Raw genomic sequence first — 21728 nt, forward strand, 5'->3', positions numbered from 1 at the left:
GGCGGGAATCGGACAGATCATGCCGTGGTGAAAACAACGGGTGGGGGTGAAGTTGTGAAGATTGGGCGGCTGATTCCCCCGTGACCGGCGGGACTGGCCACGGCCAGGGGAGAACGGGCGTTATCCACAGGCCCGCCGCGCGGGCGCGCATCGTCGTACGCTGGAGACCCCCGGCCCGCAGCGCGCGTCGGGCCCGTCGTGTTGCCCACCCCTGGACGGAAAAAGCCCCGTATGAGCCTGCACGGTCTGCTCGACGCCGTAGTCAAGGACGCCGCGCTCGCGGAAGCGATCAAGGCGGCCGCAGACGGCAACCGCATGCACGTCGACCTGGTCGGTCCCCCCGCGGCCCGCCCGTTCACCGTCGCCGCCCTGGCCCGCGACACGGGCCGCCCGGTGCTGGCGGTGACGGCGACGGGCCGCGAGGCCGAGGACCTGGCCGCGGCCCTGCGCTCCCTCCTCCCGCCCGAGGGGGTCGTGGAGTACCCGTCGTGGGAGACGCTCCCGCACGAGCGGCTCAGCCCCCGCAGCGACACCGTCGGCCGCCGCCTGGCCGTCCTGCGCCGCCTGGCCCACCCCCGGCCCGACGACCCCGAGACGGGCCCGGTCTCCGTCGTCGTGGCACCGGTGCGCTCCGTGCTCCAGCCACAGGTCAAGGGCCTCGGCGACCTGGAGCCGGTCGCGCTGAGGACCGGCCAGAGCGCCGACCTGAACGAGGTGGTCGACGCCCTCGCGGCCGCCGCCTACGCGCGCGTGGAGCTCGTCGAGAAGCGCGGCGAGTTCGCCGTCCGCGGCGGCATCCTCGACGTGTTCCCGCCCACTGAGGAACACCCCCTGCGCATCGAGTTCTGGGGCGACGACGTCGAGGAGATCCGCTACTTCAAGGTCGCCGACCAGCGCTCCCTCGAAGTCGCCGAGCACGGCCTGTGGGCGCCGCCGTGCCGCGAGCTGCTCCTCACCGAGGACGTCCGCACGCGCGCGCGTGCCCTGGCCGAACAGCACCCCGAGCTGGGCGAGCTGCTCGGCAAGATCGCCGAGGGGATCGCCGTCGAGGGCATGGAGTCCCTCGCTCCGGTCCTCGTCGACGACATGGAGCTGCTGCTCGACGTGCTGCCCAAGGGCGCCATGGCCGTCGTGTGCGACCCGGAGCGGGTGCGCACGCGCGCGTCGGACCTCGTCGCCACCTCACAGGAGTTCCTCCAGGCCTCCTGGGCGGCCACCGCCGGCGGCGGCGAGGCGCCCATCGACGTCGGCGCGGCCTCCCTGTGGTCCATCGCCGACGTCCGGGAACGGGCCCGCGAGCTGGACATGATGTGGTGGTCCGTCTCGCCGTTCGCCGCCGACGAGGAGTTGGACGACGACACCCTCAAGCTCGGCATGCACGCCCCGGAGACCTACCGCGGCGACACCGCCAAGGCCCTCGCCGACACCAAGGGCTGGCTCGCCGACGGCTGGCGCGCGGTGTACGTCACCGAGGGGCACGGCCCGGCGGCCCGTACGGTCGAGGTGCTCGGCGGCGAGGGCATCGCCGCCCGGCTCGACACGGACCTCGCCGAGATCTCCCCGTCGCTCGTGCACGTGGCGTGCGGCTCGATCGAGCACGGCTTCGTCGACCCGGCCCTCAGACTCGCCGTCCTGACCGAGACCGACCTGTCCGGCCAGAAGGCGTCCGGCCGCGAGGGCGCCCGGATGCCGGCCCGCCGCCGCAAGACCATCGACCCGCTCACCCTGGAGCCGGGCGACTACATCGTCCACGAGCAGCACGGCGTGGGCCGCTACATCGAGATGGTGCAGCGCACCGTGCAGGGCGCGACCCGCGAGTACCTGGTCGTCGAGTACGCGCCCGCCAAGCGCGGCCAGCCCGGCGACCGCCTCTACATCCCCACCGACCAGCTGGAGCAGATCACCAAGTACGTCGGCGGCGAGGCCCCCACCCTGCACCGCCTCGGCGGCGCCGACTGGACGAAGACGAAGGCCCGCGCGAAGAAGGCCGTCAAGGAGATCGCCGCCGACCTCATCAAGCTGTACAGCGCCCGCATGGCGGCCCCCGGGCACGCCTTCGGCGCGGACACCCCCTGGCAGCGCGAACTGGAGGACGCCTTCCCCTACGCGGAGACGCCCGACCAGCTCACCACCATCGCCGAGGTCAAGGAGGACATGGAGAAGTCGGTCCCCATGGACCGCCTGATCTGCGGCGACGTCGGCTACGGCAAGACCGAGATCGCGGTCCGGGCCGCCTTCAAGGCCGTCCAGGACGGCAAGCAGGTGGCCGTCCTGGTGCCCACGACGCTGCTGGTGCAGCAGCACTTCGGGACGTTCAGCGAGCGGTACGCGCAGTTCCCGGTGAACGTGAAGGCGCTCTCCCGCTTCCAGACCGACACCGAGGCCAAGGCGGTCCTGGAGGGCCTGCGCGAGGGCTCGGTCGACATCGTCATCGGCACCCACCGGCTGTTCTCGTCCGAGACGAAGTTCAAGGACCTGGGCCTGGTCATCGTCGACGAGGAGCAGCGCTTCGGCGTCGAGCACAAGGAGCAGCTGAAGAAGCTCCGCGCCAACGTCGACGTGCTGACGATGTCCGCGACCCCGATCCCCCGGACGCTGGAGATGGCGGTCACCGGCATCCGCGAGATGTCGACCATCACCACCCCGCCGGAGGAGCGCCACCCGGTCCTGACCTTCGTCGGCCCCTACGAGGAGAAGCAGATCGGCGCCGCCATCCGCCGTGAGCTGCTGCGGGAGGGCCAGGTCTTCTACATCCACAACCGCGTCGAGTCGATCGACCGTGCGGCGGCCCGGCTGCGCGAGATCGTCCCCGAGGCGCGCATCGCCACCGCGCACGGCCAGATGTCGGAGTCGGCCCTGGAGCAGGTCGTCGTCGACTTCTGGGAGAAGAAGTTCGACGTGCTGGTCTCCACGACCATCGTCGAGTCCGGCATCGACATCTCCAACGCCAACACCCTCATCGTGGAGCGCGGCGACAACTTCGGCCTGTCCCAGCTGCACCAGCTGCGCGGCCGGGTCGGCCGGGGCCGCGAGCGCGGCTACGCCTACTTCCTCTACCCGCCGGAGAAGCCGCTGACGGAGACCGCGCACGAACGGCTCGCGACGATCGCCCAGCACACGGAGATGGGCGCCGGCATGTACGTCGCCATGAAGGACCTGGAGATCCGCGGCGCGGGCAACCTCCTCGGCGGCGAGCAGTCCGGTCACATCGCGGGCGTCGGCTTCGACCTGTACGTGCGGATGGTCGGCGAGGCCGTGGCCGACTACCGGCGGCAGCTGGAGACCGGCGAGATCGAGGAGGAGCCGCCGCTCGAGGTCAAGATCGAGCTGCCGGTCGACGCGCACGTCCCGCACGACTACGCGCCGGGCGAGCGCCTCCGCCTCCAGGCGTACCGGGCCATCGCCTCCGCCAACACGGAGGAGGACGTCAAGGCCGTACGCGAGGAACTCGCCGACCGCTACGGCAAGCTGCCCGAACCGGTGGAGAACCTGCTGCTCGTCGCGGGCCTGCGCATGCTCGCGCGCGCGTGCGGGGTCGGCGAGATCGTGCTGCAGGGCAACAACATCCGGTTCGCGCCGGTGGAGTTGCGCGAGTCGCAGGAGCTGCGGGTCAAGCGGCTGTACCCGGGGGTCGTCATCAAGCCGGCGGTGCACCAGGTGCTGGTGCCGCGCCCGAAGACCGCGAAGGTGGGCGGCAAGCCGCTGGTCGGGCGGGACCTGCTGGCGTGGGTCGGGGAGTTCCTGACGTCGGTGCTGGGGTCTTGACGGCCAGGGGTGTCTGACGTCGGGGTCCGCTGAAGGTTCGTCAGGCCACCGGTCTCACCCGTGTACCGGTGGCCCGGCGCAGGGCCCCCGCCAGTCGGTCGCGGACCGCGACCTGCGCCGCGATCCGCGCGTCCAGCACCGCGAGCCGGTCGGCCGCGACCCGGAGGGCCCGGTCCGAGGCGGGCCCGGCCGTGACGTCGCCGTCCAGGCACGGCAGGAACACCCGCACGTCGTCGAGGGTCAGCCCGACCTCCAGCAGGCTGCGGATGTTGCGGACGCGGACCGCCGTACCGGCGTCGTACAGGCGGTAGCCGTTCGCGGCCCGTTCGGAGGTGATGAGCCCCGCCTGCTCGTAGTGGCGCAGGGCGCGCGCCGTGGTGCCGGTCGCCGCGGCGAGTTCGCCGATCCGCATACTCCGCATACGAGGTGCTGCCATGGGCGCCAGTCTCAGCCGACGACCGCGCCGCCGTCCACCGGAAGCACCACACCGGTGACGAACGACGCCTCCGGCGAGGCCAGTTGAGTGATCGCCCACGCCACCTCCCCGGGGCGGCCGATCCGGCCGAGCGGCGTGTGGTCGAGCTGCCACGCGCGGATCGCCGCACGCTGCTCGGGGGTGAGGCCCGAGTGGTCGGCGATCGGAGTGTCGATCGCACCGGGCGCCACGGCGGCGACCCGGATCCCCAGGGGCGCGAGCTCCACCGCCCAACTGCGCGTGAGGACCTCCAGGGCCGCCTTTCCCGCCGCGTACAGGGAGTTGCCGGGCCAGCCCCGCTGCCCCACCGAGGTCGTCACGTTCACGATCACACCGCGGCTCTCCTCCAGCGCCGGGAGCGCGGCCTGGACGAGCAGCACCGGTGCGAGGAGGTTCGTCGCGAGCTGGGGCTCGACGGCGGCACGCGTGTACGTGCGCAAGGACTGGGTGGTGACGATTCCGGCGTTGTTCACCAGCACGTCGATGCGGCCGTGCCGGTCGAGCACCGTGCGGACGATGGTCTCGGGGCCGTCGTCGGCCGTGATGTCGGCGACCAGCGGGCTGATACGGGACGGGTCATGGGCGGCGGTCTCGGCGAGGGGCGTCGCGCGGCGGCCCACGGCCACGACGTGCGCGCCCTCGTCGGCGAAGGCGCGGGCGGTGGCACGGCCTATGCCCGTACCGGCGCCGGTGACCAGCACGGTTCGGGGTGTCTCGGTTCGGGGTGTCGTCGGCGAAGTCCCGCGCCGATTCATCGAGGTCGAGGTCGGGGTCGACTTTGAGTTCGAGGGCGGGGTCGGGGTCGAGGTCGGGCTCGGGGGCGAGGTCGAGGTCCGGTTCGGGTTCGCGTTCGGAGAGTCCATGCGGGGATCGTCGGACCCTGACGCCAGCGTCAAGGTCAAGCGCGTGACGACGGTGTCCCCGCTGGCGTTCGCCGGTGCCACGGCGGCAGCCCCGTGCGCGCGGCCGTCGCTACTCGGCGTGCCGGAACAGCATCTCCGTCAGCTCGCGGAACACCTCCTCGGGATCACGGTCGCCCACCGGGCCGTCCAGGTTGTGGCTGAGCAGCAGCGTGGCGAAGCCGTGGGCCAGGGACCAGGCGGCGACACCGGCCAGGCGGGCGTCGGCGCCCCGGCCCTCCGGCGGCACCGCGGTGACGGCTTCGCGCAGGGCGTCCGAGGCGAGGGCCCGGGCCGTGGTCAGCTCCAGGTCGCCGGCGCGCAGCAGCTCGGGGGCGAACATCACCTGGAAGTGCGCCGGGTGCTCGCGCGCGAAGCGTACGTAGCGCACGCCCGCCTCCTTCAGGTCCGCCGCCTCCCGCAGCGCGGTCGCGAGCAGCCCGAAACCCTCGGCGGCGATCGCGGTGAGCAGCCCGGCGCGGTCCTTGAAGTGGTGGGCCGGCGCGGCGTGCGAGACGCCCGCGCGACGGGCCAGGTCGCGCAGGCTCAGCCCGGACGGACCGTCCACCGCGATCGCGTCGAGGGCGGCCGTGAGGATGGCGCGGCGCAGGTCGCCGTGGTGGTACGGACGGTTCGTGGTGCCCTTGCCGTCCGCTGATGCCTTGCTGGAGCTCATGGTCAGGAGCGTACGCAGAATCTAGCCATTGACAAGTTGGGGGCGGTCGAGGCAATCTTGTCATTGTCAAGTTGTGCGGGATCGGGTGCCGTCCGGTCTCGTGCCGAGGGGGCGGACGAGAGTGGAGGCACGCCATGCCGGAACAGGTCGACGAGACCGCGCAGGTCAGCGAGAACGGCGAGGGCGCGGTGCCGCAGGGCGGCAGCGTGGAGCCGGCCCGCGTGCGGCAGCTGTGGCATCTGCTGGAGCCCTTGCACGCGGTGCTGTACTACGCGCCGGAGGCTTTCGAGGAGGCGGCCGCCCTGGGTTTCGATACGCGGGAGCGCTGGCCGAGCTACTTCCCGTACCGCGCCGCCCCCTTGGGGGAGGCCGGCTCGCAGCGGGTGGCATCGGCCTTCTACAGCTTCAGCCCGCGCATGGTCGCGGAGCATGTCGAGCCGGCGTGGCGGATCGCGAGTCCGGGCGCCGTGCTGGAGGCGAGGACGCGGGCGGTCGACCGGGCCTACCGCGCCCTCTTCGGAGATCAGGTGGACAGCCCTGAGCTGGCGGAGGCCGCCGCGCTCGCCCGGCGCGCCGCCGAGGCGGCGGACCCGGCCGCCCGCCCGCTCGCCGCCGCCAATGCCGCGCTGCCCTGGCCGCAGGCTCCGCACCTGCAGTTGTGGCACGCCGCGACGATCCTGCGCGAGCACCGCGGCGACGGCCATCTCGCGGCCCTGCTCCTGGCGGGCCTGGACCCCGTGGAGTCGCTCGTCTCCTTCGCCGCGATAGGTGCCGCGTCGGTGGAACGCTTCGAAAGCCGAGGCTGGAGCCCCGGCGAATGGGCGGCCGCCCGCGACCGCCTCACCGCCAGGGGCTTGGTCGAGGTGGACGGTACGGCCACGGAGGCGGGCCGCGCCCTGCGTCACCGCGTGGAGCACCACACCGACCAACTGGCCGCCGGCCCATGGCAGTCCCTCGGCCCGGACGGCGTCGACCGGCTCACCGGCCTGCTGGGCGACTACTGGGTCGCGGTCCTGGGGTCGGGCCTGCTGCCCTCGGAGACGACGCTGGGCATAGGCAAGGTCTGAGGCAAGTCCGCAGCGGTTGACCGGGAGGCCGGGTGAGGGCGTCGGGCGGTCCTGCCCGGACACGGGAAGCCGCCCGCAGGACGGGCGTTGGAGCTGACACAGGAGCTGACGCCCAAGGTGCGTCCCCGCGGGCGGCCCCGCGCTGGTGGAGGCCCTACTGCTGGTCGGGCCGCTCGCGGTCGCGGTCCATGCCGAGCGAGCCTTCGACGCGCTGCTGCCCGGTGTCGACCTGGTCCTCGTACTTGCGGCCGGTCTTCTCGTTGATCTTCTGTTCCGCGGTGTCGGAGCCTTGCTTGCCCCTGTTCCGCGCCTGGCTCTTGAACTTGTCGAAGATGCCCATGCAGAACTCCTTCCGGGGGTGACTCAGAACCGACGATACGCGTGACATGCGAGGTATGCCCATTTGGGGCCCGGTGTGGTCTGTACCTCTCCCTCGCTACCGTGGGACCAGGCGCAGCCGCCCGAGCCCGGGCGGAACGGGCAAGCAGTGGAACAGGCAAGCAGGGGAGGGGCGTACGGTGAGGCGTCTGAGGGGCGGGGCGGCAGCGGTTGCCGCGATGGTGTTCGCCGGTGCGACGCTGGCCGGCTGCGAAGGACTGACCCCGCCTGCGGACGGCGGCGGACCCTCCGGCTCCGGCGCCCCGGCCGGCGGCAACGGCCGGGCGGTGAGCCCGCTGGACAACCCGGACGGCACGAAGCCGGGGCTGGCGGCGATCACGGCCACCGCGGACCGGGCGAGTGCCCGGGCTCTGATCGAGAAGGTGGCGACCAAGGGACGCGGCCCCCGCACCGGCTACGAACGGGACAAGTTCGGTTACGCCTGGATGGATTCGGCGCCCCGCGACGTCCCCTACTCCCACAACGGCTGCGACACACGGAACGACCTGCTGCGGAGGGACGGCGAGAACCTTCGCTTCCGGTCGGGTTCGGACTGCGTCGTTCGCTCCCTCACACTGCACGACCCGTACACGGGGAAGGTCATCGAGTGGACCAAGTCCCGTGCGACGAAGGTCCAGATAGACCACGTCATGCCGCTGTCGTACGACTGGCAGATGGGCGCGTCGCGCTGGACGAAGGACAAGCGGGAGGCCATCGCCAACGACCCGCTCAACCTCGTCCCGGTGGACGGACCGACCAACAGCTCGAAGGGAGACTCCGGTCCGGCGTCCTGGCTGCCGCCGAACAAGAGCATCCGCTGCTCCTACTCGGTGCGCTTCGCCCAGGTGTCACTGAAGTACGACCTGCCCGTGACCGACGCCGACAAGCGGATGATGCTGCGGCAGTGCGGCGGCTGAGAGAGGAGAACCCGGAGAGACCCACCCGTCCTGCGCTACCGTCCGCCGACATGACGACCCATGAGCTGGAGGCCCTGCGGAGCGCGCTGCGGGACAGGGCGGAGCCGGACGTCAGGATCCAGCAGATCCGGGTGCTGCGGCCGCCGGAAGGCGACGAACTGCTCGGTGTGCGGGTGCCCGTGGTGCGCAAACTGGCCCAGACGCACCGGGAGCTGGCGTGGGAGGACGTGGACGCGCTGCTGCACAGCCGTGTTCACGAGGAGCGGTTGGCCGGAGTGCTGGTGCTGGCCGAGCGGATGCGAACGGCCCGACGTGCGCAGCGTCAGGTTCTGGTCGACTTCTACTTGGCGCGGACCGGGTGTGTGGACAACTGGGACCTGGTGGACGCCTCCGCCCACGTCGTGCTCGGGCCGTGGCTCGTGGAGGGGCCCGAGGACGCCCTGGACGTGCTGGACGAACTGGCCGCCTCGTCCCGGCTCTGGGACCGCAGGATCGCCGTCGTCGCCACGCTGGCGCTGATCCGCGAAGGGCGTTTCGAGACGACCCTCCATCTGGTGCGCGCCCTGTGCCGCGACCCGGAACCGCTGATCCACAAGGCGCTCGGCTGGATGCTGCGCGAGATCGGCCGCCGGGACGGGCCCCTGCTGGTGGCGTTCCTCGGGCAGCACCTCGCCGACCTGCCGCGCATCACCGTCCGCTACGCGACGGAACTGCTCCCGGCGGCCGAGCGGGCGCGGTTCGTGAGAACGCGGTAGAGGGGACGCGCACCGAGCCGCCCTTCCGGCCACGAGGGGGTGGGACCGGTTTTCCCGCCCGGTAATTCGATTCCCGGTGCTCCGCTCCCACACCTACCGTGACCGCATGCAGACGAAGATATCGAGCCTCGCCGACCGCCCGGACATGCTGGAGCGGGTCGTCGGGATGGCGGACACCTGGCCGGAGTTCGTCATCCAGGACCTCGTGGGCGCCGCCCACTACCCGCGGATCGCCGCCGAACTCCCGCAGTACGTCCTGTTCGCCGAGGACGAGCGGGGCGAGGTCGTCGCGAGCGCGTACAGCGTGCCCTTCGCTCTCGGCGCCGAGGGCCGCGGCACCCTGCCGGGCAACGGCTGGGACACCGTTCTCGTATGGGCCTTCTCGGACCTGCGCCGCGGCGTCCGCCCCGACACCGTCAGCGCGATCTCGGTCTCCATCGCCCCGCACGCGCAGGGCCGCGGACTGTCCGCGGTGATGCTCTCGGCCATGCGCGACAACGCCCGCGCCCTCGGCTTCAAGGAGGTCGTCGCCCCCGTCCGCCCCAACGCCAAGCACCTCGAACCGCACACGCCCATCGAGGAGTACGCCCGGCGCGTCCGCCCCGACGGCCTGCCCCAGGACCCGTGGCTGCGGGTGCACGCCCGGGCCGGAGCCACCATCGACTCCGTGGCCCCGGCGTCCATGACGGTGGCCGCCCCGCTGGCGGACTGGCGCCGCTGGACCGGGCTGCCCTTCGACACCGAGGGCGACATCGTCGTGCCCGGCGCCCTGGTGCCGGTGCGCTGCGAGCCGGCCCGCGGGTACGCCGTGTACGTCGAACCCAACGTGTGGATGCGCCACCCCTTGTGAGGCGCGGCGGGCGGACGGCCGGGGCCGCGCGGACGGGCCGTGGGGACGAAGTGATCAGGACGACAACGGTTCGGTACAACCCGTAACCGGTTGTCCGTGTCGGGCTATACGCTCGGATTCCCCATCGGGCTACGTCACTCGCACATCCGTCCTATCGGCTACACCGGTCCAGGAGCAGTCATGTACGGCCACGGCGCGGCGCCGCCTCCCCGCAGCGCGGCAACGGTCATCTCCCTGCGCGTGCTGTTCGCCGCCGCCGGCTTCCTCACGTGCGGCCTGCTGGCCTGCGTACCGCTGTTCCGGGTGGCCGTCCTGCGCGGACGGGTCCTCGACTGGGTGCTGGCCTGGGCGACCCTGCCCCTGTCCATCGTGTGCTTCGCGGTGGTCGGGGTGCTGCCGGAGAGCGACGTGCGGACCGACATCGCGCTGGCCGTGATCCTCCTGATCGGCGCGGGCGCCGGCATCTACTTCCTCGTCGTGGACATCGCCCACCACAGCGAGCAGCGGCAGTTCGCCGGTCACGCGCCGCCGCACGCGCCGACCGTCCACTCCGCGTACGGCTACCCGCACCCGACGCCGCCCTACGCCCCCACGGCCACGCCCGCCCCGCAGCCCCCCGGACCGCACACACCCACCCCCCGCGACGCCACGCCCCAGGGCCCCGGCCCGGTCCAGCCGCCGCCGGCCCCCCAGCGTCCCGCGCCCGCCCGCATCGACCAGGTACGCGCCGAACTCGACGAGCTCAGCGACTACCTGCGCCGGCACGAAGGCGAGGGCCGGCGGGACGGCCACCCCGAGGACGGCAGGTGACCATGGCGGCAGGACGTGTCGTCGCCGGCCGCTACGAACTGTCCGCGCTCGTCGGGCAGGGCGGCATGGGACAGGTCTGGACGGCGTACGACCAGCGGCTCGACCGGCGCGTGGCGGTGAAACTGCTACGCCCGGACAAGGTGGCCGGTCAGGACGCGGAGGAGCTGCGCCGCCGCTTCGTGCGCGAGTGCCGGGTCACCGCGCAGGTCGACCACCCGGGCCTGGTCACGGTGCACGACGCGGGCAGCGAGGGCGAGGAGCTGTTCCTCGTCATGCAGTACATCGACGGCGCCGACCTCGCCGGCCATCTGGCCGAGCACGACCCGTACCCCTGGCCGTGGGCGGTCGCCGTCGCCGCGCAACTGTGCGCCGTGCTGAGCGCCGTGCACGCCGTGCCGATCGTCCACCGCGACCTCAAGCCGCGCAACGTGATGGTGAAGCAGGACGGCACGGTCACCGTCCTCGACCTCGGCGTCGCCTCCGTCATGGACGCCGACACCACCCGCCTCACCCACACCGGCACGCCCATCGGCTCGCCCGCCTACATGGCCCCCGAGCAGGCGATGGGCGGCGCGGTCGGCCCGTACACGGACCTGTACGCACTCGGTGTCGTCCTGCACGAACTGCTCAGCGGCGACGTCCCCTTCTCCGGTTCCACGGCCCTCGGCGTCCTGCACCGGCACCTGTACGAGCCCCCGCTGCCCGTGCGCCGCATCCGCCCCGAGGTCCCCGAAGCCCTGGAGACCCTCGTCCTGCGGCTGCTCGCCAAGGACCCGCAGCACCGGCCCGCCTCCGCGCAGGAGGTCTACGAGAACCTGGAGCAGCTCCTGCCCGCGCGCGGGACGCCCACCGGGGCAGCCCTCGACCCCACCCGCCCGTTCCTGCGCCCGCACGCCCCCTGGCCGGACCGGGCCCGCACCCCGGCGCCCCAGCCCGCGCCGCCCGCCGCGCCCGTCGCCGGGACCACCGGGAAGACGGACATCGCCCGCGCCGTCGACGAGGTCAAGCGGCTCCTCGGCGAGGGCCGCATCACCCAGGCCGTCGACATCCTCGGCGCGATCCTGCCCGCCGCCGCCGAACAGCACGGCGAGCACTCCCCGGTCGTGCGCACCCTGCGCAAGCAGTACGCGGCCACCCTCCTGGACGACGGCCAGTTCCGGCGCGCCCTGCCCGAGCTGCGCCGCCTCGCCGACGAACGCGCCGCCGAGGCCGGCCAGGCCGACCCGCAGTCCCTGCGCTTCCGCTACGAGGCCGCCCAATGCCTCGAACAGCTGGGCGAGCCGGCCGCGGCGCTCGCCGAGTACCGGGCCGTGCTGCCGTACTACGAGAACCAGTACGTCGCCGCCGGCGGCCCCGAACTCGCGCACGACGTCCGCCGCCGCATCGGCCACCTCCTGCTCGCCCTCGGCGACCGCGGCGCCGCCCACGACACCCTGGCCCGGCTGCTGCACGACGTGGAGCGCACCCACGGGCCCGGCCACCCGCTCGGCGCGGAGATCCGCAGGACGCTGCAGTGGCTGGGGCAGGTCCGCGGCTGACGGCAGCCCCGGGGCGGCGCGGCGGTGCCGGAAGTCCCGGTGAATCGTTGGTCGAATGGGTTGGCCAGAGCCTGGCCACTGCCTACCATCGATCACCGCAAGACTTTGTGCACCGTCGCACAATCTCCTCGGGAGGTCCCCTTGCACCGCCGCCGTCGCACCGCGCTCGTCCTCACCGCCGCGATCGCCGCAGCGGCGCCCCTGCTCACCGCCTGCGGGAACGACGCGCATCCCGGCGCGGCGGCCGTGGTCGGCGGGCAGCGGATCACCGTCTCCCAGCTGGAGGACCGGGTCGGCGAGGTCCGCGCGGCCCAGCGGGCGGCCGTGCGGAACGACGCCCAGTACCAGCAGGCCATCGCCAGGACCGGCACCCTCACCCGCGACACCCTGCACACCATGGTCCTCGACCGGGTACTGCACCGCGCCGCCGAGGACGCCGGGGTGACCGTCACCCGCCGGGAGATCCAGGGCATGCGGTCCGCCCTGGAGGAGCAGGCCGGCGGAGCCAAGGCGCTGGAGACGACCTGGCTGCAGCAGTACGGCATCCCGCCGCAGCGCCTCGACGACAACCTCCGCCTCCAGCTGGAGGCCCAGAAGCTCGCCGAGAAACTCGGCACCGACACCAACCGCCCCGAGTTCTGGAAGGCCCTGTCCAAGGCATCCAAGGACCTCAAGGTCGACCTCAACCCGCGCTACGGCACCTGGGACGTCCAGAAGAGCAGCCGCGCCGACGCCAAGACTCCGTGGGTGCGGGACGTGACGGCGGCACAGACGCAGCAGCAGCCCATGTAGGACAGCCCGCCCGCCGGGGCTGTGGATAACTTCCGGCACTGTCGGCGGCGTGGGATAGCTTCGAACCGTGAACGCCAACAGCTCCGAAGCCACCCCGGGCCCCGAGCAGACCGCCCCCGGCGCGGCCGCCGCCCCCGGCCGCGTCGTCCTGCTCACCACCAGCCACCGCGTCGCCCCCGGCCTGCTGTCCTGGCCCGCCTGGCAGGCCCTGCACGCGGCCGACCAGGTGCTGTGCGCGGACGGCGCGCACCCGCAGCTGCCGTACCTGCGCGAGGCCGGGATCACGGTCGACGAGGCCTCCCCGACCGCACAGGAGCTGGTCGACGCCTGCGCCGGCGGGCGCACGGTGGTGGTCGTGGCGACGGGCGAGGGCGAGCCGGCCCTGACGGACGGCCTGGCCCGCCTCGCCGGCACCGGCCGCGTCTCCATGCCCGAGCTGGAGCTGCTGCCCGCCTCATACGACCTGCCCGGCGCCCGTCTCCTCGACCTCGTCCAGGTCATGGACCGCATCCGCGCCGAATGCCCCTGGTCGTCCCGGCAGACCCACAAGGGCCTCGCCAAGTACGGCATCGAGGAGGCGTACGAACTCGTCGAGGCGATCGAGGAGGGCGACCGCGACGAGTTGCGCGAGGAGCTCGGTGACGTCCTGCTCCAGGTCGTCTTCCACGCCCGCATCGCCGAGGAGGACCTGGACGCGCCCTTCTCCATCGACGACGTGGCCGGCGGCATCGTCGCCAAACTGATCCACCGCCACCCGCACGTGTTCGGCGACGCGACGGCCACCACCCCCGAGGAGGTCAAGGAGCACTGGCTGCGCACCAAGGCGGTCGAGAAGCAGCGCTCCTCGATCACCGAGGGCATCCCGCTCGGCCAGCCCGGCCTGGCCCTCGCCGCCAAGCTCGCCTCCCGCGCCCGCACCGCCGGCCTGGAGATACCGCTCCCGCCCGTCGAAGGCATCGGCTACGACCTCCTCGCCCTGGCGGTCCGCGCCGAGGCGGAGGGCGTGGACCCGGAGGCAGCCCTGAGAGCGGCGGCCCGCGCCTACCGGGACGCGATCAGGGAGACCGAAGGCCGGGACTGACGACCCTGACAAAAAGCCCGGCAGGCCGGTCCTGACTCAGTCCTGCCAGTCCAGCTGCCCTTCCGGGATCCCCAGCGAGCGCGCGTGGGCCCGCGCCTGCCGACGCCCTTCCGCCCGCCCGCGGGGATCCTGCCCACGCGGATAGCGGAAGACCCGGCCGGCGAAGACCACGAACGCCTCCGCGGCGGTGTTGTAGTTGACGTACCAGCCGCCGGTCGGGGACAGACAGGCGGCGAGCCGCTCGGCCAGCGTCCCGGCGTCGGCCTCCTCCGCGGCGAAGTCCAGCAGGGTCCACTGCCGGGGCTGCCCGGCCGCCGCGTCCTCCACCTCCACCCTCGTGATCCTCGTGACGCGCAGCGGGACACCGGCCAACTCGGCCCCCAGCCGCAGGCTCTCCGCGATCAGCACGCCTTCCAGCATCCCGGCCCTCCTCCATCCAGCCCTCTTCTGTCTCGACGCGGCGAGCGTAGGGGCGCCCGCTGACAGCGGTGGCCGGTGGGTCCTGGGCGCCGCCGGCCCTGCGTAGGGTCGTCGCATGCGACATGACGTGCCCGGGGTGCCCGAACTGTTCTCGTGGGAGTTCGCGACCGACCCCTACCCCGCCTACGCCTGGCTCCGCGAGCACGCCCCCGTCCACCGGACGCGGCTTCCCAGCGGTGTGGAGGCGTGGCTGGTCACGCGGTACGCCGACGCCAAGCAGACCCTCGCCGACAACCGGCTCTCCAAGAACCCGGCGCATCACGACGAACCCGCGCACGCCAAGGGCAAGACCGGGATCCCCGGTGAGCGCAAGGCCGAGTTGATGACGCACCTGCTCAACATCGACCCGCCGGACCACACCCGGCTGCGGCGGCTCGTGTCCAAGGCGTTCACGCCCCGCCGGGTCGCCGAGTTCGCGCCGCGCGTGCAGGAGCTGACCGACGGTCTCATCGACGGGTTCGCGGCGCACGGGTCCGCCGACCTGATCCACGAGTTCGCCTTCCCGCTCCCCATCTACGCCATCTGCGACCTGCTCGGCGTGCCCCGCGAGGACCAGGACGACTTCCGGGACTGGGCGGGCATGATGATCCGCCACCAGGGCGGGCCCCGGGGCGGCGTCGCGCGGTCCGTGAAGAAGATGCGCGGCTACCTCGCCGACCTCATCCACCGCAAGCGGGAGGTCCTGCCCGCCGAACCCGTCCCCGGCGAGGACCTCATCTCCGGTCTCATCCGCGCCTCGGACCACGGTGAGCACCTCACCGAGAACGAGGCGGCCGCCATGGCGTTCATCCTGCTGTTCGCCGGGTTCGAGACCACCGTCAACCTCATCGGCAACGGCACCTACGCCCTGCTCACCCACCCCGAGCAGCGCGCCCGCCTCCAGGCCTCCCTCGCGGCCGGGGAGCGGGACCTGCTGGAGACCGGCGTCGAGGAACTCCTGCGCTACGACGGCCCTGTCGAACTCGCCACCTGGCGGTTCGCCACGCAGCCGCTCACCATCGGCGGGCAGCACATCGACGCGGGCGATCCGGTCCTCGTCGTCCTGGCCGCCGCGGACCGGGACCCGGAGCGGTTCGCCGACCCGGACCTGCTCGACCTCTCCCGCCGCGACAACCAGCACCTCGGCTACGGCCACGGCATCCACTACTGCCTCGGAGCCCCGCTCGCCCGTCTGGAGGGCCAGACCGCCCTCGCCGCCCTCCTCACCCGCCTCCCGGACCTCCGGCTCGCGGCGGATCCGGCCGACCTGAGGTGGCGCGGCGGCCTCATCATGCGCGGGCTGCGCACCCTGCCGGTGGAGTTCACCCCGGCGTGAGAGCCCGCCCTCACCAGCGGAGCGACCGGCTAAACATGACACGCCGTCAGACCTGTGATCTTCACGTGATCTGCGCGGCATGAACTTGTGACAAGTGATCGTCTGCCGATACGTTCACCCATCAGCGCGGCCCGGGCTCCTGCGCCGCGCCGGTCACTGCTGTCTCGCGAAAGGTCTCCGTATGCTCTCCGGGAACGGTCGGCACCGTCGCCCCCGCCAGGCTCCGGCTCTCCTCGTCGCGGCCGGAGTGACCGGCTCCGCCATCGCGATCCCCCTCCTCGGGGCCTCCGGCGCCAGCGCGGCCGACGGTACGACCTGGGACCGGGTCGCGGACTGCGAGACCGGCGGCGCCTGGAGCCAGAACAGCGGCAACGGCTACTACGGCGGCCTCGCGCTGTCCCAGGAGGACTGGGAGAACTACGGCGGCCTCGACTACGCCGCGAGCGCCGACCTGGCCAGCCGCTCCCAGCAGATATCCGTGGCCGAGAGAATCCTCGCCGACCAGGGGGTCGGCGCGTGGCGCACCTGCGGGCTGCTCTCCGGCCTCCAGCAGGACTCCACATCGGGCACATCGGACTCGTCCGAGTCATCTGACTCGTCCGGTCCGACCGACTCGCCCGGGTTGCTCGACTCCACCGAGCCGGATTCCTCGTCGACCCCTTCCGCGTCCCCCTCGACGTCCGCGTCCCCTGACGCGCCGTCGGCGCCGGAGGACGAACCAGCCAACTCCGACAAGTCATCCGATTCCGGGGACTCCGCGCCGAAGAGCCGGGAGCCCGACAGCTCCCCCTCGGCCGGTTCCGACAGTGGCGAGTCCGGCAACTCGCGGCAGGACGGCACCTCTTCGGCGCTGACCGACACCGGCTCCGGCCGCCACCGCGGCCCCAGCGCCGACGAGAACGCCGAGCCCGCGAACGGCCGCACGGACGAGTCCACGGGGCGGCACGCCTCGCGCGGCGGCGACGCCTCCCGCGACGCCGCGGACGGCTCCTACACCGTCCGCGCCGGCGACAGCCTCTGGTCCATCGCCGACTCCCTTGACCTCAGCGGCGGATGGCACGCGCTCTACGCCGGCAACAAGGACGCCGTCGGCGCCGACCCGAACCTCATCCGCCCCGGTCAGAGGCTCACGGTAGGGGTCGAAGCGGACGAGGAGTAGCCGGTGGGACAGAGCGGAAACGGCGGCGGAAGTCGCCCCGAAACCGCGCGAGTTCGCGTCATGTTTCGCGGCGAATGTCCCGTATAAGTGCGGTGAGAGATAGATCTCAGAAGCCCTGATCGTCTTTGAAATTCCGGCGATCACGTGCCTACGGTCATGACCGCTCGCCACCGCGAGCCCCGGCTGCCGCAACGCCGAATCCTGCCAGCGGCCGCACGGGAACAGTCGTCGCGTCAAGCGCCGTAGGCAGGAGCGGGGGACCCAAGGTAGGCGCCCGACCGGACAGTTGTGCCGGAAGGGCTCGGGGTGAAGCCGCGTCCCGGGAGGGACGCGGCCGGGCAACTCAACCGGCCCGAACCCGACAGCTCACCTCGCAGGCGTCGGTGAGGGGATCCATCCATGCTGTTTTCCGGCAAGGGCAAGCACCGTCGTCCGTCCAAGGCCACTCGCGCCATCGCCGTCGCCGGTGTCGCCGGCGCCGCCGTCGCCGCTCCGCTGATGGCGGCCGGCAACGCCTCCGCCGCCACCGCCTCCGAGTGGGACGCCGTGGCCCAGTGCGAGTCCGGCGGCAACTGGTCCATCAACACCGGCAATGGCTACTACGGCGGTCTGCAGTTCTCCGCCTCCACCTGGTCGGGCTACGGCGGCACCAAGTACGCCTCCACCGCCGACCAGGCCACCAAGGCCCAGCAGATCGAGATCGCCGAGAAGGTCCTCGCGAGCCAGGGCAAGGGTGCCTGGCCGGTCTGCGGCAAGGGCCTGTCGAGCGCCGGCTACACCGGCGGCGGCTCCACGCAGAGCAGCGGCTCCACGGAGACCCGCCAGACCGAGCAGCAGGCGGCCTCCCGCTCCGAGGAGCGCCCGGCCCAGACCCAGAAGAGCCAGAAGACCGTCACCACGCCGACCGGCAAGAAGGTCAAGAAGGGCGACGGCGAGTACAAGGTCGTCAAGGGTGACACCCTCAGCTCGATCGCGACCGAGCACAAGGTCGAGGGCGGCTGGGAGAAGCTGTTCGAGCTGAACAAGGACATCGTCACCGATGCCAACCTCATCTACCCGGGCCAGCAGCTGCACCTGAAGTAAGCAGCGGCCTGCCCCCGTCCCCACGGGCTCCCCGCCCCGGCGCGTGTTCCCCCGTACGCGCCGGGGCGGGGTCTTTTCTGCCCCGGGCTCTCCGCCCGATCTTTCGGCCGGTCTTTGCAACCCCGCTTTGTTCCGTTCGGAAACAATTTACTCTCGGTTCTGTCCATGGGATGGGCGACCCGGTGGCCGATCGCCCGGAGCCGGTTAGGCTCATGTCGCGAGCCACCACGGCCCGCACCTCGCCGGGTCCACGCGACCCGCGTACCCGCGTCACATGAAGAAGGAGATGCTCGTGCCGTCCATCGACGTCGTCGTAGCCCGGGAAATCCTGGACTCCCGAGGCAACCCCACGGTCGAGGTCGAGGTCGGCCTCGACGACGGCAGCACCGGTCGTGCCGCCGTCCCGTCCGGCGCCTCCACGGGCGCCTTCGAGGCCATCGAGCTCCGCGACGGCGACTCGAACCGCTACCTCGGCAAGGGTGTGGAGAAGGCCGTCCTCGCGGTCATCGAGCAGATCGGCCCGGAGCTGGTCGGCTATGACGCCACCGAGCAGCGCCTGATCGACCAGGCCATGTTCGACCTGGACGCCACCGACAACAAGGGCTCGCTCGGCGCAAACGCCATCCTCGGCGTCTCGCTCGCCGTCGCCCACGCCGCCTCCGAGGCCAGCGACCTCCCCCTCTTCCGTTACCTGGGCGGCCCGAACGCGCACCTGCTGCCGGTGCCGATGATGAACATCCTGAACGGCGGCTCGCACGCCGACTCCAACGTGGACATCCAGGAGTTCATGATCGCCCCGATCGGCGCGGAGTCCTTCTCCGAGGCGCTGCGCTGGGGCGCCGAGGTCTACCACACGCTGAAGAAGGTCCTGAAGAGCAAGGGCCTGGCCACCGGCCTCGGCGACGAGGGCGGCTTCGCCCCGAACCTCGGCTCCAACCGCGAGGCCCTCGACCTCATCCTCGAGGCCATCAAGGAAGCCGGCTACACCCCGGGCGAGCAGATCGCCCTGGCGCTCGACGTCGCCGCGTCCGAGTTCTACAAGGACGGCTCCTACACCTTCGAGGGCAAGACCCGCTCGGCCGCCGAGATGACCGAGTACTACGCCGAGCTGGTCGAGGCGTACCCGCTGGTCTCCATCGAGGACCCGCTGTTCGAGGACGACTGGGAGGGCTGGAAGACCATCACCGACAAGCTCGGTGACAAGGTCCAGCTCGTCGGCGACGACCTGTTCGTCACCAACCCCGAGCGCCTCGCCCGCGGCATCGAGGAGGGCGCGGCCAACGCGCTCCTGGTCAAGGTCAACCAGATCGGCTCCCTGACCGAGACCCTGGACGCCGTCGAGCTGGCCCAGCGCAACGGCTTCAAGTGCATGATGTCCCACCGCTCCGGCGAGACCGAGGACGTCACCATCGCCGACCTGGCCGTCGCCACCAACTGCGGCCAGATCAAGACCGGCGCCCCGGCCCGCTCCGAGCGCGTCGCCAAGTACAACCAGCTGCTGCGCATCGAGGAGATCCTCGACGACGCCGCGGTGTACGCCGGCCGCTCGGCCTTCCCGCGCTTCAAGGGCTGACCCCGGCCACAAGAGGCAGCGTCGTACGTACGTCCCCGTACCCGGTCCCGTACCGTGTCCGGGGACGTACGCGCGTATGACGGCGGAGCGGGAGGCGGACACATGGCCGTGAAGGACCGGGACCGGTTCTCCACCGCGACCAGGATCCGGCTGCTCGGTGAGCAGACCGCGGCCCGGGTCTACCGCTCCCAGACCAAGCGGCAGGCCCGCCGCTCCCGGCTGACCGGCCGGGCCGCGCTGCTCGCGCTGGTGATGTGCTCGCTGATCGTGGCACTGGCCTACCCGATGCGGGAGTACGTCTCCCAGCGCGCGGAGATCGACGACCTGCAGCGCGAGCAGCAGCAGGCCCGCCAGCGCGTCGAACGGCTGCGCGACATGAAGGCGCGCTGGCAGGACGACGCCTACGCCGAGCAGCAGATCCGGCAGCGGTTGCACTACGTCATGCCGGGGGAGACGGGGTTCATCGTCGTCGACCCGCACGCGGCGCAGCAGTCGCGCGCCGACCTCGGGGCGGCCGACCGTCCCTGGTACGCGAACATCTGGGACGGGGTCGACAAGTCCGACGCCTCCGACCAGTAGATGTGACCCCAGAAAACGTGACCCCAGAGAAAGACAGCCTGAAGACAGTCATGGAAACGCCCCCGCCGACCACTCCGCGCACCGAGCCCACCGACGCGGACGTCGAGGCCTTCAAGCAGCAGCTCGGTCGGCCCCCGCGCGGCCTGCGGGCCATCGCGCACCGCTGCCCCTGCGGACAGCCCGACGTCGTCGAGACGGCCCCGCGGCTGCCGGACGGCACGCCGTTCCCCACGCTGTACTACCTGACGTGCCCGAAGGCGAACTCCGCGATCGGCACGCTGGAGGCGAACGGCGTGATGAAGGAGATGACCGAGCGGCTGGCCTCGGACCCGGAGCTGGCGGCCTCCTACCGGGCGGCGCACGAGGACTACATCCGGCGCCGTGACGAGATCGAGGAGCTGAAGGACTTCCCCAGCGCCGGCGGCATGCCGGACCGGGTGAAGTGCCTGCACGTGCTGGTGGCGCACTCGCTGGCCGCGGGCCCCGGGGTGAACCCGCTGGGCGACGAGGCGCTGGCCATGCTGCCGGAATGGTGGCGCAAGGGCGCCTGTGTGACGACCGCCGAGGAGGATGCCCAGTGACCCGTGTCGCCGCCGTGGACTGCGGTACGAACTCCATCCGGCTGCTGGTCGCCGACGCCGACCCGGCCACCGGCGAGCTCGTCGACCTGGACCGCCGGATGACGATCGTCCGGCTGGGGCAGGGCGTCGACCGCACCGGCCGGCTCGCCCCCGAGGCACTCCAGCGGACCTTCGCGGCGTGCCGCGAGTACGCCGGGATCATCAAGGAGCACGGGGCGGAGCGGCTGCGGTTCGTGGCCACCTCCGCCTCCCGGGACGCCGAGAACCGGGACGAGTTCGTCCGCGGGGTGCTGGACATCCTGGGCGTCGAGCCCGAGGTGATCTCCGGGGGCCAGGAGGCCGAGTTCTCCTTCACCGGCGCGACCAAGGAGCTGGCCGGGCGCGACCACCTGCCCAAGCCCTACCTGGTGGTGGACATCGGCGGCGGTTCCACCGAGTTCGTCGTCGGCGAGGACCAGGTCCGGGCGGCCCGGTCGGTGGACATCGGCTGCGTCCGCATGACCGAGCGGCACCTGGTCCGGGACGGCGTGGTGAGCGACCCCCCGACCGAGGAGCAGATCGCGGCGATGCGGGCCGACATCGAGGCCGCGCTCGACCTCGCCGAGGAGACGGTCCCGCTGCGCGAGGCGCGGACGCTGGTGGGCCTCGCCGGGTCCGTGACGACCGTGTCGGCGATCGCCCAGGAGCTGCCCGAGTACGACTCGGAGGCCATCCACCACTCCCGGGTCTCCCGCGAGCGGGTCCGCGAGATCACCGAGTGGCTGCTGCGCTCCACGCACGCCGAGCGGGCGGCCGTGCCGTCCATGCACCCGGGCCGGGTCGACGTGATCGGGGCGGGGGCCCTCGTCCTCCTGTCGATCATGGAGCGCATCGGCGCGGAGGAGGTCGTCGTCAGCGAGCACGACATCCTCGACGGCATCGCCTGGTCGGTGGCCTAGCCCGCTTCTGAGCAGGC

General features: G+C 72.2%; 21 protein-coding genes and 1 riboswitch. Of the genes, 16 read left to right on the forward strand and 5 right to left on the reverse strand.

The window, feature by feature from the left end:
• Positions 1-231: 231 nt before the first annotated feature.
• Positions 232-3765 carry a transcription-repair coupling factor gene (mfd, locus tag ABZ386_RS31665; RefSeq protein ID WP_351347647.1) on the forward strand — a complete coding sequence of 1178 codons (3534 nt, stop codon included), beginning with the start codon at positions 232-234 and terminating at the stop codon, positions 3763-3765.
• 40 nt (positions 3766-3805) lie between these two features.
• On the opposite strand, the gene ABZ386_RS31670 is transcribed toward mfd, so the two are convergent.
• The 3 genes from ABZ386_RS31670 to ABZ386_RS31680 all read right to left on the reverse strand — a co-directional run bounded on the left by ABZ386_RS31670 (position 3806) and on the right by ABZ386_RS31680 (position 5815).
• A complete protein-coding gene (locus ABZ386_RS31670; protein ID WP_351347691.1) occupies positions 3806-4177 on the reverse strand; it encodes a MerR family transcriptional regulator in 372 nt (123 codons plus the stop codon).
• A 35-nt stretch (positions 4178-4212) separates the two neighbouring features.
• Complete coding sequence (locus tag ABZ386_RS31675; RefSeq protein ID WP_351347693.1) at positions 4213-4995, reverse strand: SDR family oxidoreductase; 783 nt, start codon at positions 4993-4995, stop codon at positions 4213-4215.
• A gap of 217 nt (positions 4996-5212) precedes the next feature.
• A complete protein-coding gene (locus ABZ386_RS31680; RefSeq protein WP_356617448.1) occupies positions 5213-5815 on the reverse strand; it encodes a TetR/AcrR family transcriptional regulator in 603 nt (200 codons plus the stop codon).
• A 134-nt stretch (positions 5816-5949) separates the two neighbouring features.
• Between ABZ386_RS31680 and ABZ386_RS31685 the strand changes: the two genes are divergently transcribed.
• Complete coding sequence (locus tag ABZ386_RS31685; protein WP_358966995.1) at positions 5950-6882, forward strand: hypothetical protein; 933 nt, start codon at positions 5950-5952, stop codon at positions 6880-6882.
• 154 nt (positions 6883-7036) lie between these two features.
• Here ABZ386_RS31685 and ABZ386_RS31690 read toward each other — a convergent pair whose 3' ends face one another.
• Entirely contained in the window at positions 7037-7222 is a 186-nt protein-coding gene (locus tag ABZ386_RS31690) for an antitoxin (RefSeq protein WP_356505602.1), read from the reverse strand.
• Between the two features lie 178 nt (positions 7223-7400).
• On the opposite strand from ABZ386_RS31690, the gene ABZ386_RS31695 reads away from it, so the two are divergent.
• From ABZ386_RS31695 to ABZ386_RS31725, 7 genes are all read left to right on the forward strand, one after another.
• Positions 7401-8177 (forward strand): HNH endonuclease family protein, encoded by a 777-nt coding sequence (locus ABZ386_RS31695; RefSeq protein WP_358966998.1) that lies wholly within the window; start codon positions 7401-7403, stop codon positions 8175-8177.
• A 50-nt stretch (positions 8178-8227) separates the two neighbouring features.
• Positions 8228-8932, forward strand: coding sequence for a DNA alkylation repair protein (locus ABZ386_RS31700; protein WP_358967000.1), 705 nt, complete (start codon positions 8228-8230; stop codon positions 8930-8932).
• Between the two features lie 106 nt (positions 8933-9038).
• Complete coding sequence (locus ABZ386_RS31705) at positions 9039-9782, forward strand: N-acetyltransferase (RefSeq protein ID WP_356505596.1); 744 nt, start codon at positions 9039-9041, stop codon at positions 9780-9782.
• A gap of 180 nt (positions 9783-9962) precedes the next feature.
• Complete coding sequence (locus ABZ386_RS31710) at positions 9963-10592, forward strand: hypothetical protein (RefSeq protein WP_358967004.1); 630 nt, start codon at positions 9963-9965, stop codon at positions 10590-10592.
• A complete protein-coding gene (locus tag ABZ386_RS31715) occupies positions 10589-12130 on the forward strand; it encodes a protein kinase (RefSeq protein ID WP_358967006.1) in 1542 nt (513 codons plus the stop codon). The genes ABZ386_RS31710 and ABZ386_RS31715 overlap by 4 nt, the downstream gene beginning before the upstream one ends.
• Before the next feature lie 141 nt (positions 12131-12271).
• Positions 12272-12922, forward strand: coding sequence for a SurA N-terminal domain-containing protein (locus tag ABZ386_RS31720; RefSeq protein WP_351347663.1), 651 nt, complete (start codon positions 12272-12274; stop codon positions 12920-12922).
• A 67-nt stretch (positions 12923-12989) separates the two neighbouring features.
• A complete protein-coding gene (locus tag ABZ386_RS31725) occupies positions 12990-14003 on the forward strand; it encodes a nucleoside triphosphate pyrophosphohydrolase (RefSeq protein ID WP_356505592.1) in 1014 nt (337 codons plus the stop codon).
• A gap of 36 nt (positions 14004-14039) precedes the next feature.
• On the opposite strand, the gene ABZ386_RS31730 is transcribed toward ABZ386_RS31725, so the two are convergent.
• Positions 14040-14423 (reverse strand): hypothetical protein, encoded by a 384-nt coding sequence (locus tag ABZ386_RS31730; RefSeq protein WP_356505590.1) that lies wholly within the window; start codon positions 14421-14423, stop codon positions 14040-14042.
• A 115-nt stretch (positions 14424-14538) separates the two neighbouring features.
• Between ABZ386_RS31730 and ABZ386_RS31735 the strand changes: the two genes are divergently transcribed.
• The 7 genes from ABZ386_RS31735 to ABZ386_RS31765 all read left to right on the forward strand — a co-directional run bounded on the left by ABZ386_RS31735 (position 14539) and on the right by ABZ386_RS31765 (position 21711).
• Positions 14539-15798, forward strand: coding sequence for a cytochrome P450 (locus ABZ386_RS31735; protein WP_358967009.1), 1260 nt, complete (start codon positions 14539-14541; stop codon positions 15796-15798).
• Between the two features lie 181 nt (positions 15799-15979).
• Positions 15980-16957 carry a transglycosylase family protein gene (locus ABZ386_RS31740; RefSeq protein WP_358967011.1) on the forward strand — a complete coding sequence of 326 codons (978 nt, stop codon included), beginning with the start codon at positions 15980-15982 and terminating at the stop codon, positions 16955-16957.
• 228 nt (positions 16958-17185) lie between these two features.
• A riboswitch (cyclic di-AMP (ydaO/yuaA leader) is annotated at positions 17186-17352 on the forward strand.
• Positions 17353-17356: 4 nt separating this feature from the next.
• Positions 17357-18040 carry a transglycosylase family protein gene (locus ABZ386_RS31745; protein ID WP_351347673.1) on the forward strand — a complete coding sequence of 228 codons (684 nt, stop codon included), beginning with the start codon at positions 17357-17359 and terminating at the stop codon, positions 18038-18040.
• A 292-nt stretch (positions 18041-18332) separates the two neighbouring features.
• Complete coding sequence (gene eno, locus ABZ386_RS31750) at positions 18333-19613, forward strand: phosphopyruvate hydratase (RefSeq protein ID WP_114257439.1); 1281 nt, start codon at positions 18333-18335, stop codon at positions 19611-19613.
• 102 nt (positions 19614-19715) lie between these two features.
• Positions 19716-20192, forward strand: a complete 477-nt coding sequence (locus ABZ386_RS31755) for a septum formation initiator family protein (protein ID WP_351347675.1) — start codon at positions 19716-19718, stop codon at positions 20190-20192.
• 50 nt (positions 20193-20242) lie between these two features.
• Positions 20243-20773, forward strand: coding sequence for a DUF501 domain-containing protein (locus tag ABZ386_RS31760; protein WP_351347677.1), 531 nt, complete (start codon positions 20243-20245; stop codon positions 20771-20773).
• Positions 20770-21711, forward strand: coding sequence for a Ppx/GppA phosphatase family protein (locus ABZ386_RS31765; RefSeq protein ID WP_351347679.1), 942 nt, complete (start codon positions 20770-20772; stop codon positions 21709-21711). Before ABZ386_RS31760 ends, ABZ386_RS31765 begins: the two co-directional genes overlap by 4 nt.
• The last annotated feature ends 17 nt before the right edge of the window (positions 21712-21728 follow it).

It is taken from the genome of Streptomyces sp. NPDC006140, assembly GCF_040628815.1.
In the GTDB taxonomy this organism is placed as follows: Bacteria; Actinomycetota; Actinomycetes; order Streptomycetales; family Streptomycetaceae; genus Streptomyces.

What these genes read in the sequence shown, in the direction of transcription:
- ABZ386_RS31670 (WP_351347691.1), bottom strand. Translation starts at nt 4,177, where the DNA reads ATGCGGATCGGCGAACTCGCCGCGGCGACCGGCACCACGGCGCGCGCC.
- ABZ386_RS31690 (WP_356505602.1), bottom strand. Translation starts at nt 7,222, where the DNA reads ATGGGCATCTTCGACAAGTTCAAGAGCCAGGCGCGGAACAGGGGCAAG.
- ABZ386_RS31700 (WP_358967000.1), top strand. Translation starts at nt 8,228, where the DNA reads ATGACGACCCATGAGCTGGAGGCCCTGCGGAGCGCGCTGCGGGACAGG.
- mfd (WP_351347647.1), top strand. Translation starts at nt 232, where the DNA reads ATGAGCCTGCACGGTCTGCTCGACGCCGTAGTCAAGGACGCCGCGCTC.
- ABZ386_RS31760 (WP_351347677.1), top strand. Translation starts at nt 20,243, where the DNA reads ATGGAAACGCCCCCGCCGACCACTCCGCGCACCGAGCCCACCGACGCG.
- ABZ386_RS31685 (WP_358966995.1), top strand. Translation starts at nt 5,950, where the DNA reads ATGCCGGAACAGGTCGACGAGACCGCGCAGGTCAGCGAGAACGGCGAG.
- ABZ386_RS31705 (WP_356505596.1), top strand. Translation starts at nt 9,039, where the DNA reads ATGCAGACGAAGATATCGAGCCTCGCCGACCGCCCGGACATGCTGGAG.
- ABZ386_RS31710 (WP_358967004.1), top strand. Translation starts at nt 9,963, where the DNA reads ATGTACGGCCACGGCGCGGCGCCGCCTCCCCGCAGCGCGGCAACGGTC.
- ABZ386_RS31740 (WP_358967011.1), top strand. Translation starts at nt 15,980, where the DNA reads ATGCTCTCCGGGAACGGTCGGCACCGTCGCCCCCGCCAGGCTCCGGCT.
- ABZ386_RS31680 (WP_356617448.1), bottom strand. Translation starts at nt 5,815, where the DNA reads ATGAGCTCCAGCAAGGCATCAGCGGACGGCAAGGGCACCACGAACCGT.
- ABZ386_RS31730 (WP_356505590.1), bottom strand. Translation starts at nt 14,423, where the DNA reads ATGCTGGAAGGCGTGCTGATCGCGGAGAGCCTGCGGCTGGGGGCCGAG.
- ABZ386_RS31735 (WP_358967009.1), top strand. Translation starts at nt 14,539, where the DNA reads ATGCGACATGACGTGCCCGGGGTGCCCGAACTGTTCTCGTGGGAGTTC.
- ABZ386_RS31675 (WP_351347693.1), bottom strand. Translation starts at nt 4,995, where the DNA reads ATGAATCGGCGCGGGACTTCGCCGACGACACCCCGAACCGAGACACCC.
- ABZ386_RS31745 (WP_351347673.1), top strand. Translation starts at nt 17,357, where the DNA reads ATGCTGTTTTCCGGCAAGGGCAAGCACCGTCGTCCGTCCAAGGCCACT.
- ABZ386_RS31755 (WP_351347675.1), top strand. Translation starts at nt 19,716, where the DNA reads ATGGCCGTGAAGGACCGGGACCGGTTCTCCACCGCGACCAGGATCCGG.